12 protein-coding genes are annotated in these 13,478 nt (G+C 36.0%); 7 read left to right on the forward strand and 5 right to left on the reverse strand.

Annotated elements, in window-relative coordinates; translation table 11 throughout:
* Positions 1–256: 256 nt before the first annotated feature.
* Positions 257–826 carry a YceI family protein gene (locus KIK00_RS12050; protein ID WP_255812654.1) on the reverse strand — a complete coding sequence of 190 codons (570 nt, stop codon included), beginning with the start codon at positions 824–826 and terminating at the stop codon, positions 257–259.
* Positions 827–962: 136 nt separating this feature from the next.
* On the opposite strand from KIK00_RS12050, the gene radA reads away from it, so the two are divergent.
* Positions 963–2,312 (forward strand): DNA repair protein RadA, encoded by a 1,350-nt coding sequence (gene radA / locus KIK00_RS12055; protein ID WP_047379126.1) that lies wholly within the window; start codon positions 963–965, stop codon positions 2,310–2,312.
* A gap of 145 nt (positions 2,313–2,457) precedes the next feature.
* Entirely contained in the window at positions 2,458–3,051 is a 594-nt protein-coding gene (locus tag KIK00_RS12060; protein WP_255812655.1) for an ACP phosphodiesterase, read from the forward strand.
* A gap of 5 nt (positions 3,052–3,056) precedes the next feature.
* On the opposite strand, the gene KIK00_RS12065 is transcribed toward KIK00_RS12060, so the two are convergent.
* Positions 3,057–3,572, reverse strand: coding sequence for a DUF6702 family protein (locus tag KIK00_RS12065; protein ID WP_255812656.1), 516 nt, complete (start codon positions 3,570–3,572; stop codon positions 3,057–3,059).
* A gap of 81 nt (positions 3,573–3,653) precedes the next feature.
* Complete coding sequence (locus tag KIK00_RS12070) at positions 3,654–6,872, reverse strand: S8/S53 family peptidase (protein ID WP_255812657.1); 3,219 nt, start codon at positions 6,870–6,872, stop codon at positions 3,654–3,656.
* Between the two features lie 151 nt (positions 6,873–7,023).
* Here KIK00_RS12070 and KIK00_RS12075 point away from each other — a divergent pair, with 151 nt between their 5' ends.
* From KIK00_RS12075 to KIK00_RS12095, 5 genes are all read left to right on the forward strand, one after another.
* A complete protein-coding gene (locus KIK00_RS12075; RefSeq protein ID WP_255812658.1) occupies positions 7,024–7,602 on the forward strand; it encodes a HupE/UreJ family protein in 579 nt (192 codons plus the stop codon).
* A gap of 67 nt (positions 7,603–7,669) precedes the next feature.
* A complete protein-coding gene (locus KIK00_RS12080; RefSeq protein ID WP_255812659.1) occupies positions 7,670–10,057 on the forward strand; it encodes a M1 family metallopeptidase in 2,388 nt (795 codons plus the stop codon).
* Between the two features lie 56 nt (positions 10,058–10,113).
* Positions 10,114–10,836, forward strand: a complete 723-nt coding sequence (locus KIK00_RS12085; protein WP_255812660.1) for a hypothetical protein — start codon at positions 10,114–10,116, stop codon at positions 10,834–10,836.
* Positions 10,837–10,991: 155 nt separating this feature from the next.
* A complete protein-coding gene (locus KIK00_RS12090; RefSeq protein WP_167498910.1) occupies positions 10,992–11,129 on the forward strand; it encodes a hypothetical protein in 138 nt (45 codons plus the stop codon).
* A gap of 264 nt (positions 11,130–11,393) precedes the next feature.
* Complete coding sequence (locus KIK00_RS12095; RefSeq protein WP_255812661.1) at positions 11,394–11,528, forward strand: hypothetical protein; 135 nt, start codon at positions 11,394–11,396, stop codon at positions 11,526–11,528.
* Positions 11,529–11,583: 55 nt separating this feature from the next.
* Here KIK00_RS12095 and KIK00_RS12100 read toward each other — a convergent pair whose 3' ends face one another.
* Both KIK00_RS12100 and KIK00_RS12105 read right to left on the reverse strand, forming a co-directional pair.
* Complete coding sequence (locus KIK00_RS12100) at positions 11,584–12,282, reverse strand: LytTR family DNA-binding domain-containing protein (protein ID WP_255812662.1); 699 nt, start codon at positions 12,280–12,282, stop codon at positions 11,584–11,586.
* Complete coding sequence (locus KIK00_RS12105) at positions 12,275–13,387, reverse strand: sensor histidine kinase (protein ID WP_255812664.1); 1,113 nt, start codon at positions 13,385–13,387, stop codon at positions 12,275–12,277. Before KIK00_RS12105 ends, KIK00_RS12100 begins: the two co-directional genes overlap by 8 nt.
* Between the last annotated feature and the right edge of the window lie 91 nt (positions 13,388–13,478).

The following is a 13,478-nucleotide window of genomic DNA, read 5'->3' on the forward strand; positions in this document are numbered from 1 at the left end:
CAATCATAAAACCTGATAAAAATTTTTATCCATAATTTGATATAAGCAAATGAAACAAAGTTATAACCACTTCACTGAATTCTTGATGACTTTGGAATTTTTACAGTTTCTTCGGTAAAAGTGAATGTTTCAAATTAAAAATATTTTTAACTTTCTCACAGATTTTGCTAATAACGTAGATTTTTTATCGGCTTTTACAAACAAAAAGGTTTTCCATTTAAATGGAAAACCTTTTTATATTTTATGTTTTACAATGTTACTGTTTAACCAATTCAAAATAGGCCGTTACTTCAACATCTTTTGCAATACCAGCTCCTGTAGGGTCATACTTGATTCCGTAATCCAGACGGTTTACTGTAAATTTCGTCTGAATTCCCATTATTTCTTTTCCGTCTTTATTTTTTGTAATTCCACCGAATGTAGCTGGAGCACTGATTTCTTTTTCCACCCCTTTCATAGTCAGTTTTCCTTTTACGATATAATTGTTGTTTTTATCTTTTGTAACAGAAGAACTTTTAAATTCAATAGTAGGATATTTGGCAACATCGAAAAACTCTTCGCTTATAAGATGTCTGTCTCTCATGTCCACTCCGGTGTTAATGCTAGAAACACTTACGGAAAAGTTTAAATCGGCATTATCCAGATTAGCACCGCTGCTAGCCATTCTACCGTCAAATTTATCAAACCTTCCCTGTACAAAGCTAATTCCCATATGTTTAATATTGAAGTTGACAGAAGAATGCATGTGGTCTACCTGCCAGGTACCTTGTGCAAATGCCACAACACTTAAAAGCGCAAATACGAAAGATAAAAATACTTTTTTCATTGTAATTATATTTTACATTACTATTTAATTGAACAAAGCTAAGATATGAAAGATATTTCTACCGTGGATGGATTAGTTTTTAATATTAAATACATTTAGATTCTGATAAAAAAATGCTTTTTTATAACTTCGCAGTATGGCAAAACTGAAAACAGCATATTTCTGTCAAAACTGCGGAACTCAATACCCACAATGGCTCGGACAATGTAAAAACTGTGGAGAATGGAATACTCTGGTGGAAGAGGTGGTTGAAAAACCTTCTCATAAAACTCCTCCTTTCTCAAAAACCAAACAACATGTGATCAATATTGTTGAAGTGGTAACGAGTGAAGAGCCGAGAATAAAAACTCCTTCTGATGAATTGAACCGCGTTTTAGGAGGTGGAATTGTTTTAGGTTCCGTTACTTTGATTGGTGGTGAACCGGGAATCGGAAAGTCTACCCTTCTGCTTCAGCTTGCTTTGAAAATGAAGAAAAAAATCTTCTATGTTTCGGGGGAAGAAAGTGCCTCTCAGATAAAAATGAGAGCAGACAGACTTACGGATATTCAAAATCCAAACTGCTTTCTTTTCACTGAAACATCATTGGAAAAAATCCTTCATGAGGCAAAAAAACTGGAACCGGATTTCATGATTATTGACTCCATTCAGACCCTGCAGTCTCAGCTGATAGAAAGTTCTCCGGGAACAGTTTCCCAAATCCGGGAATGTTCTAATGAGATCATCAAATATGCCAAAGAAAATAATACTCCTGTATTTCTTGTAGGGCACATCACCAAAGATGGCCAGATTGCCGGACCAAAGGTACTGGAACATATGGTGGATGTTGTTTTGAATTTTGATGGAGACCGGAATCACCTTTTCAGATTGCTGAGAGCCAATAAAAACCGTTTTGGATCTACTTCTGAGATTGGTATCTATGAAATGGTTTCTCAGGGATTGAAAGAAATTAAAAATCCTTCTGAAATTCTGATCACAAAGAAATTTGAAGAACTTTCCGGAAACTCCGTTGCAGTAACCCTGGAAGGAAACCGACCTATGCTTCTGGAAATTCAGGCATTGGTAAGTACTGCCGTTTATGGGACTCCTCAAAGAAGTTCCACCGGTTTTGATTCCAAAAGATTGAATATGCTTTTGGCTGTACTGGAAAAAAGAGCAGGTTTCCAACTCGGAGCTAAAGACGTTTTCCTGAATATTACCGGAGGAATAAAAACAGACGACCCAGCACTGGATCTGGCAGTAGTAGCTTCTGTTCTTTCATCCAATGAGGATATTGCCATCTCAGAACATTACTGTTTTGCCGGAGAAATCGGATTAAGTGGTGAAATACGTCCTGTAGCACAGGTGGAACAAAGAATTACTGAGGCTGAAAAGCTGGGTTATGAAAAAATATTTGTTTCCAATCTTAATAAGATTCCGAAAAGAAAATTCGGCATAAAGATCGAAGAAGTGAGTAAGATTGAGGATTTTCATGAGAGGCTTTTTTAAGGGAAGAGTTATTGTGAATGGTCAATTTTGCTTCGCGAGTCAATAGTCAATTGGGATGGATAAAAAAAATCACAAGCGAAACGGATTCAATATTCACCATTCATTATTATACCAGACATTCGCATTTAATTCATACCTTTAAATTATGAATTACCTGGCGCATTCTTTTCTTTCTTTTACCGACGGACAGATCGTGGGTCAATTTCTCGAAGATTTTATCCGCAACAGAGATCGTTTTTCTTTCCCTAAAGATATTCAGGACGGAATTACTCTGCACAGAGCTATTGATACTTATACTGACTCCCATCCCGCCATTCATGAAGCTAAAAAAGTATTTGCTCCTTTGGTAAGACTGTATGCTGGTGCATTTGTAGATGTTTCTATGGATCACTTTGTAGCCAGAGATCTTTCTCTGAATTCTCTGTCAGAATGGAAAACTCATTCTCTTAAAGTTTACAGCGTTTTGAATGCCCATGAACAATGGCTTCCGGAAAATTTCAAAAAAATGCTTGTCAAAATGGAGCACGACGACTGGCTTTATAATTACCGTGAAGACTGGGGAATTAAATTCAGTATTCAGAATGTACTCAACAAAGCAAAATATCTGGATAAAGACATTCCTGTTTTTGAAGCTTTTTTAAAGAATAAAGATCATCTTCAGCAATGTTATGATGATTTTTTTCCTGATCTTCTCGCTCATGCAAAAGGAATTAACACACTGCTTCAACTGGAAAATTAATATTCTTAAAACTGCTTATAAAGATAACGGTTAGGATAGGTAAGCTTTTCACTGTTTCTTTGTCCATTGACAATGATATGAACGATATTGATCTGATCATCAAAAAGGTTGTACAGAAAACTTACGGCAGTTTCTACTTTTTTAGGTGAGGCTACAGGTTCAGACTCGAGAAATATATCTACAGATTCCTGATCTTCTTCATAGCCGATATAGTTTACTTTCAAAAATTTGTTATCCGCTTTTAACTTGAAATATTCCAAGCAATATTTCTGTAATGCATCATTCAGTTTTGCTTTGTATTTTTCATCATTAAAATGAAAAGCTCCTCCATATTTTTTCCCCAATCCATTTTCCATATCATCAAGGAAGAATCGCCCTGTTACTTCAAATGTTCTGGATTTGGAATTATAATTAATTTCCACAGAGCCTACATGATAGGGATGAAAGGCTTCATCGCCCGTAAAACTCTGAAATACCATGGTTACGAATAAAAAAAATCCCCAAAAAAGCTTACCCGACATGAATTCTATTTTTACAGCAAATATAAAAAAAGCAGCAGTTATAAAAACTGCTGCTTCTGATAATAATTGATTGATGAAGATTTATTGTTTAATTACTTTTTTCGTAATTTTTGTGTTATCATCCAGTACAATGTTGAACAGATAAGTTCCTCTTACCAGTTCCGAAACATCAATTTTACCGGAATGGGTATCCACATTTACGGTTTTAATCAGTTTTCCTGAAAGATCATAGATCGTTACAGCTGCTTTAGAATGTCTGCCTAATGCTACATTCACAAAATCTTTCGCAGGATTCGGAGTGATATTCACTTCTGAGTTCATCTTAACATCCGCAGTTCCTAATGTTGTTCCTGTTTTCACAAAATATCCGCCAAAACCTGTTGTCTGGAAACTCACTTCCCAGTATTGGTAGGTGTCATTCCAGATAATATCTGCAATATCAGGTGTAATAACTGTAGCAGCTCCCCCAAAAGAAGCTACTGTACCTGTAGTACTTGTTCCTGTATATTTTTCAATAAGAAGATTCGCTTTGTTAGCAACATCAGTAGGTGAAGTAGGAAGTTTGACACCATTGGTCAGATTATAAGCATCAAAATCACTCTGTTTAAAGTATAGAGTTACTTTTCCAGTTGCAGCAGCTGCATTCGTGTCCGGATTTATTTCATATCTTCTTGCAACATAGTTAGGCTGTGCATTATCCACCCATACCTTTGAGGTTGTATTTCCTGTTACGGTACTCGCAGTTTCTTTTTCAACTCTGGAAATAAGCTGGCAGGCATTGGTAAAATAGTTATATCCATTAGCTACTGCGTTTGCTTTGGTTTGATTGGATGTTGCTAAATTTTTCACTTCGGCAACATTTTCATAAACCACAGCTCTCATTTTAAGATCGAATGTTCTTGAAGTCCACGTGGTACCGTCTGTAGAAGTCTTAGATCTGTTATTCACTACTGCATTCTCAGCTTTCATGGCAATTCTTCCACCTAACCCATTTACGACAATATAAAATTCTTTTCCGGTTACCATTTGTACATTCAAATCGGAAAGGTTCACATAATTCCAGGTAAATCTTTGAGAATTATTAAGCCATGAAGTAATGGTTTTAGTGGCGATAATATCTCCTGGATTTCCACTGGCATTCACTTTTCTGATTTGAATATCAACTGGAATATCTGAAGGGAGTGAAGTGCCTGTTAAAAATGAAAAGCCTCCCAGTTTCCCTGTTAATGTTGGTGTATACCTTACTGCCAGCGCAATATTATCAAAGTAATAATTAGATTCTGTATTAGCAATAATATAAGGTTCATCATACCCAACAGTCTCAAAATTAGATTTCACACATCCTAATTCATCAGTAACAGCTTTATAAATGTCTAGTTTACCATAGCCCCACCTCATATTGGGAACGGTTCCTGTTGCCCCATCCATTCTAGCATTTGCCGTAAGACGTGTTTTCACCTGTGCTGCGGTTAATGAAGGATTAGCCTGAAGCAATAATCCAACAGCTCCTGCTACTCCTGGTGAAGACATACTTGTTCCCTGGTTTTTCACATAATAATTGGTTCCTGCAATAATATCTGTTGCAGACGGAACCGAATTACTGGATCTTGATGAAATAACATTCTGACCTGAACCAGCAATATCAGGTTTTTGGACACCATCTACTCTTGGTCCCTGTGAACTAAATGAAGAAATGGATTCCTGTGGAGTAAGTGTAAAATAACCGCTTGTTCCACTATACCAACTGGCTCTTCCCATGTATGAAGCTACTGTAATTGCATTGGAAGCATTCCCCGGAGATCCTACAATATATTCATTATCTCCGTTTTGCAACGTGGTTTGCACTCCCTGGCTATACAACCAGCCATGTGTGGTTATCTGCTGTGCTCCGTTATTGGTAATTTCTAATGTATAATTTCCCTGAACATCAGTAGTTCCTGAAGTTCTGGTTACAACTAATTGTACATATCTTTTATTGTTATCATTTCCCCAATAATTATACATAGTTGCTGTAAGGCCTCCTCCCAATATAGTGTGAGCCGTAGTCGTACTTATATTCTGTGTATATTGCTGTCCATCGGGAGTAGTCAGTTTTGCTGTAACAGCAGTATTATCATTGGCATACATAATGAATGAAAATACTGAAGCTGCAGAGGTATTGCTTGCTACTGTAAAGCTGTATGTCTGTGCAGCACCCGCTGCAATATCCACTTTTCTGTGAAGGTTAGCTCCGTAATCATTTCCAGCAGAAATAACCACGACTCTACCAGGTCCTGACGCTGTAAAATTATTAACTGCTACTTCATGACTGGATGTTCCGTCATGGGCAGTTCCCTGACCGCCAATACTCATATTGACAACAATAGGCTTATTAAGTGCTGTAGCTACATTTTTGAAATAGGTTAAGGCATTAATGGTATTTGTTGTAGGAAAAGAGCCATTCCCTCCTTTTACAAATACGATATCTGCATCGGATGAAAATCCTTTGTGTCTCTTATCTGTAAATGCTGCACCATTTCCGGCAGCAGTACCTGAAACATGGGTTCCATGTCCGTTGGTATCATTTTCACGAACGAAGCCTGTAGGTGTTCCATCCAGTTCATCTTCAATCTGTGCTCTTGTATATTCCACACCTGTTGAAAACCCTGTAGGCGTTGTCTCTCCAAATTGTGCCGTTAATGTCTGATCCCAGATGGAAACTATTCTGCTTTTTGTCTGATCATCAGCTTTTCTGAAGTCCGGGTGTTTCCAGTCTATTCCACTGTCATAAATTCCAACCAAAACACCTGTGCCGTTATAAGAAGTATTATTGAAAGCTCCATCCTGCAAAAGACTTGCTCCGGACTGAGCTCTGCTTACATCATTATGAAGCTCATCAAATTCCGGTCCCATTACAGACGTTACATAAGGCAGCTGCACAAGTCTTTCAATATCTTCAATGGTAACTAAAGCTGTGGAAAAAGATGGCAGCTGGCTCTGAATAATGAAACCTTCTGCTTTCAGTTTTTCCGGTTCTTTGGTATAAATAACACATGAATACATTGTTTGTGCTCCTTTTGAAGTCACTACCAAATGTTGATCAAGTTTCATATCCGGGCGTTCCAGTTCTTTCACTGCTCTTCCATTGGCTATATTCTCTTTATTTTTCAATAAAACATCAAATCGGGAGTCCAGTTTCTGTACCTGCCCATAAAAAGCATAAGAATACAATCCTAAAAAGGCTGCTGCTGCATTTCTTAGAAGCTTCGTTCCTCCATGTGAAATGCTTACTTTTGTAAAAAATAATTTTTTAATATCCATATTTCATTTTTAAGCAATACAATTATACAATTTTTATTTAAATCAAAAATAAGATCAACAATTAATAAATAATAAGCGTAAAAATTAAATCAAATAATAAAATTAATAACATTTTAACAAAATATTTAAAATATAAAATTTTTTAACCAAAATGCAGGATTTTCTTTTTTATTTAAACCTTGGATGGGAACATATTATTTCTTTGGATGCATTAGATCATCAGTTATTTGTTTTGGCTTTGATTGCTGTTTATTCTTACAGTGACTGGAAAAAAATACTGATCCTTGTAACCGCATTCACGATTGGACATTCCATTACATTAGCTTTAAGTATTCTCGACATCTTCAGAGTTCCGTCTGACTGGGTTGAGTTTTTAATTCCCCTTACAATTGTTCTGACATCATTGGATAATATCATTATGAAAAATCAAAAGCAAACCTTGATGCGGGCCAATTACTATCTTGCTCTGATCTTTGGGCTGGTACATGGGATGGGATTCGCCAACACAGCAAGAGTAATGATTGCGAAAAGTCAAAGTATTGCTTTACCTCTGCTGGGATTCAATATTGGTTTGGAGCTTGGACAGATTGTAATTGTTGCTGCAATCTTAATCATCCTGTTTATTTCACTCAATCTTTTCAAAGTGAATAAAAAAGACTGGATACTCTTTGTTTCTTCCGGGGTATTTGCTTTATCTTTAAAAATGACTTTGGAAAGAATTCCTTTTTAAAAGTTAAATATTTTCATTATTTCAAGAGCTTATTACTATCTTTGATCATTAATAAATCATTTCGGTTATGAAACTAAAAGTTGTCATACTTTCACTTTCTGTATTTGCATATACAGGTTTCACCGCACAAAATATTCAGAATAACCCAGGCAGCAACCATGGCAATAAGTTTGAGCAGCTGGGAACAATTCTACCAACACCCAACATTTACAGAACGGCTTCAGGAGCTCCGGGACACGGATACTGGCAAAACAGAGCCGACTATAACATTACCGCGTATCTGGATGAGGACAAAAGAAATCTGAAAGGTTCAGAAACGGTTACTTACTACAACAATTCTCCGGATGATCTGGATTATATCTGGCTGCAGCTTGATGAAAATGAACATTCAAGCATCAGAAATGCCGGATATGATACTTCATCTGTTCTTCGTCCTTCAACGACCGACCAGCAGCTTAAGGCAACGGAACTTCCTGTAAAAGATAATGGCTATGGCGTAAGTCTTGAGAAAGTAACAGATGCTTCAGGTAATGCTTTGAAGTATACCATCAACAAAACCATGATGCGTATTGATCTTCCTAAAGTTTTGAAAAAGGGTGAAAAATTCGTTTTCAAAGTAGACTGGAACTACAATATCTCCAACAGAATGAAGATGGGAGGCCGCGGCGGTTATGAAAATTTCCCTGAAGATGGCAATGATCTCTACACTATGGCACAATGGTATCCAAGAATGTGTGTATACAGTGACTTCCAGGGATGGCAGAACCACCAGTTTACCGGAAGGGGGGAATTCGCTTTGGTTTTTGGAGATTTTAAGGTTTCAATGAATGTTCCTGCCGATCATATTGTAGGAGGAACCGGAGAATGTAAGAATTACGATCAGGTATTAACATCTGAGCAGTTATCAAGATACAAAAAAGCTGAAAATGCATCTGAACCTATCGAAATCGTCACACTGGATGAAGCTAAAAAAGCTGAAAAAAATCATTCAAAACAAAGAAAAACATGGGTTTTTGAAGCGAAGGATGTTCGTGATTTTGCATGGACTTCTTCGAGAAAATTTGTCTGGGACGGAATGCGTGTAACAATTCCTGAAAACAATAATAAAGTAATGGCGATGAGTTTTTATCCAAAAGAATCTTATGGTCTTTACAGAAAGTTTTCTACAAAAGCGATTGCTCATACAATTAAAACCTATTCAGAATTTACAATTCCTTATCCATATCCTGTAGCACAATCTGTAGAAGCAGCAAATGGAATGGAATATCCTATGATCTGCTTCAATTTCGGAAGAACTGAAAAAGACGGAACCTATTCTGAAGGAACCAAAAACGGAATGCTTGGAGTGATCATCCACGAGGTAGGACACAACTTCTTTCCAATGATCATCAATTCTGATGAAAGACAATGGGCATGGATGGATGAAGGTCTGAACACGTTTACAGAATATCTTACAGAAGAAAAATGGGATAATAAGTTCCCTTCCAAAAGAGGACCGGCATGGACCATCGTAGATTATATGAAACTTCCGAAGGATCAGCTGGAACCTATTATGAGCAACTCTGAAAATATTGTTCAGTATGGCCCGAATGCGTATTCAAAGCCTGCTACAGGACTGAATATTCTTCGTGAAACCATCATGGGAAGAGAGCTTTTTGACAAGGCCTTTAAAACCTATGCTAAAAGATGGGCATTCAAACATCCTGAACCTGCAGATTTATTCCGTACAATGGAAGATGCCAGCGGTGAAGACCTTGACTGGTTCTGGAGAGGATGGTTCTACGGTACAGATCCTGTAGACATTGCGATTGATAAAGTAACAGTAGCTGTTCCAAACCTAGAGACAGATCCAAAAGCAGCTGCTGAAGTAAAATATCAGGTTGAAAAGCCTTTGGTAAACAGTTTTGAGGATCTTTCAAAAATCAGAAACAGAGAAGACAAGAATATCAAGTTCTATGTAGATACTGACAAAGCTGCTCAGGATTTCTATTATAAATATGACAGAGGCCAGGAAAAGATAGATAATAATAAAGAATATACTATCAAAACGGAGGCAAGTCTTCCTTTAGATGCAAAGGATAAAGAGAAATTCAAAAATATTACCGGTTATCAGATCGATTTTGTAAACAAAGGCGGATTGGTAATGCCTATTATCCTTGAATTTACTTTTGAAGACGGATCAAAAGTATATGACAAATCTGCTGCACAGATCTGGAGACTGAATGAACAAAAAGTTTCCAAGACCTATTATTTTGATAAGAAAGTAAAATCTATTCAGCTTGATCCCATGAGAGAAACTGCTGATATTGATACAAACAATAATTTCTGGAGCAGCACCGGGTCCGGTACTGAAACTTCAAAATTCCAGCTCTTTAAGCAAAAACAGGAAGCAGGTTCTGTAAGAGGAGGCTCAACCGGAAAGGTGAATCCAATGCAGGCCGCAGGAAAGAGTTAAAAACCAAAAGGTTGTAACTTTTAACAAATACAGCACTACTTATTATTAAAAAGATCATGAAAACTATTCTTTTCCTTTTAATACTAAGCAGTGCTAATTTTTTTTCCCAGAAACTACTTACTCCTGAAAATTCCGGAATCAATTCCAAACTCATTCAGGATGAAACTTCTGAATCAGTATGGTTGGCTGAAAATGCAGGTACAAAAATAGAAATAGGAACCATCATTACAGAAATCAAAAAACTGAATAAAACCGATCTTCTTATCAGAACAACGGTAAAAATGAAGCAGGCTCCGGATGCCAAATGGACAGATACTACTCTTGTCAAAACAGCCAATTTCGCACCTATTTATCATTCTTCTTACAACATAAACAGAGATATGGCTCTCAAATCCGGGAAAGACAAAGTGACCGGATATTATCTTGATAAAAAATCTCAGAAAAAAGATGTTATTGATATCCCCGCAGCCCATTATTTTGACAGCAGCAGCTATGCCATGCTGATTAGATATCTTCCTTTGAAAGAGCATTACACTGCCGAGATTTCCATTTTCGATTACAATCCAAAATCTGAGAAAAAAGGGATGATGAAAGCTTACATTCTGGATACCCAAAAGTCAGAATATAAAGGAAAACCTGTCTGGGCAGTAAAAACAAATGATGATATCAGCAACAAATTAACCACAGTAACCTATTATATTGATCCCATCACAAGAAAAATCGTTAAGCAGGATATGGACATGGCAGGGAGAAAAATGTCTTTAGAAACAACTCAATAAATCACTGAGAATCAAATACCAACATCTTACTTTCGTCTACAAAAAAATATAACAACCTGACTTAAAAAGTCTTATATTTGAATTATCATAACACCAAATGTCAAAAACCTGATTGACAATAAATGTTCAGGATCAAAAAAAACAAAATATTACTTATGAAAAATGCCAAATTACTAAGCAGAGATGCTCAGAAAACCATCAATGGCGGAATTGCTGCCAGAATTGTATGCTGCGAACGCGACGACAACGGAAAATGTACTTTATGGATCGGACCGGGACAGAACTGCCCATAGTTCAATCATCTGATAACAATTTTGAATAAAGCCGGAAGTTTCCGGCTTTCTGTGTTTATATTCTTAATCTGTGTATTGCCTATCATACTTATTGAATAAAAACATTAGCAACTGATAATCAAAATTTTATTTTAAAAAACAGCAATAAAATATATCCCATAATAAGGAAAAATAGTATCTTTGATCCACTTCTTTTACACCAAATGTCAAAATCCTGATTGACTTTAAATGCTCAGGAACGTACAAATCAAAATATTATTAACTATGAAAAACGCTAAATTATTAAGCAGAGATGCTCAGAAATCTATCAATGGCGGAGCTGCAGGACGTATTTGCTGTGAATACAATTACAAAGGACAATGTATCCTGTGGATCGGACCTGGACAATATTGTCCATAGTTCAGTCATCAGATAACAATTTTTGAAAAGCCGGAAAAATTCCGGCTTTTCTTTTTTAGCTTAAATGTGCTTTTACATTCTTTTTATAAGTTCGTCCCAGTGGAAGCTCTTCTCCGTTTTTCAAAAAAACATGCCCGGAATTATAAGAATTGATATGATCTGATAATACAATATAAGACTTATGAATTCTGATGAATCCGAAATGCTGAAATTTCTCTTCAAAATTTGACATTCTCTCCAAAATCATATACTTTTTCAATGGAGTCATCAGTACGATATATTCACCGAATCCCTGTATCCAAAGAATATCTTTAAGGAAAACTTTATTCATCACATAATTGGATTTGAACATAATATAGTCTTCCTGCTGATTATTATTAGCAGAACTTTTAAACTGAACAAAATCTCTAGCTTTATTGACTGCTTTTTTAAAAGTATCAAAATCTACAGGTTTTATAAGATAATGAACAACATCCAGCTCAAAGGCTTTCACCGCGTATTTTGTTTCCAGAGTAAGAAAAATACATAGCGGTGGATCAGAAAGCTGCTGCAAAAGCTCTACTCCATTAATTCCAGGCATATTGATATCGAAAACAACCAGATCCACTTTGTTTGCTTTCAGGAAAGCCAGTGCTTCTTCCGGTTTCTGAAATGAAGCCAGCAGTTCAACATCCTCAAGCTGATCACAATATTGTTTTACAAGCTGTAATGCAGGATATTCATCATCTACATTAACGATAGTCAGGTTAGCCATTGATAGTAATTGTTAAAGCAATTTTATATTGATCATTTTCTTTCGGTCCGGAATAAAATTCATACTGATCAGGATAAAATTTTTCCAATATATGAATAATTGCTTCATGACCCAATCCGTGATAATTAGATTCAGCTGCATGATTTCTATCTTTCCCTACAGAATTTATAATTTCAAAATACAGTTCAAAGCGCTCAATATTACAGAATAATTTTATAAAACCATGAGCATCCTCTCCTATTGCTGAGTGTTTTAATGCATTTTCAAATAAAGTAAGAAGTATAGCAGACGGGATTTCAGCAATGTCAAATTCTTCCTGATCTTCAATATCCATTACAATATTGAGCTGATTATTATATTTAAGCTGATACAAAGCCGCAAGAGCTTTCAGTGAAGAAAATTCCTGGGAAACCGTTACTTTTTCTTTTCCGCTGTCATAAATAATATACTTCAGAAGCCTGCTCAACTGCAAAATAGAATCCGATGTTTTGTCCGAATGGGTAAAACTGTTCGCATATATATTATTAAGAGTATTCAACAAAAAATGAGGATTCAGCTTAGACTTCAGCAAATCAAGATAAAGCTGATCTTTCTCTTCACCAAGGCTAATTACATCCTGTTCTATTAAAAATTTGTCTTTGGTAATTCCCAAAAAAGAGCCGACCAAAATTATTATTCCCTGCGAGATGTAGACATTATACAGGAACCCAACATGGTAGCCTTTTTCACTGAAATCTATCTGAAAAACTGCCGGCTCCCAAAGAATCCTGAAAAGACTGGACACCAAAAAACAGATTAAAGCATACAGGATAAACTCCGGATACTTATTGGATAAATAAAACCGGGGAACAAGATAATAGTATACCAGATAATAAATTCCAACATTGAAAATTGTATTTAAAATAATGCTTATCACCAATTGAGTTGAATCCAGGAAGTAGTTTTCGGTGAAATAAGTCATCAAAATGAAGATAAAAAGGAAAAAAATATGCTGAAACCTCAGCAGAAACTTCCAACGGTACTTCATAAGACTTTCCAGAATCTTACCACTGAATAAAATTCTGATAATCAATAATATAACAATAAAATTAATGATTAAAAACATAGTCCATACCTTATTTTGAAACGCATCAAATATAATATCTTTTTGTCTCAAAATGCAGTTCGTTGAGAAAAACTGTCATTGATTGAAAAAA

Source organism: Chryseobacterium sp. MA9 (assembly GCF_024399315.1).
Lineage (GTDB): Bacteria > Bacteroidota > Bacteroidia > Flavobacteriales > Weeksellaceae > Chryseobacterium.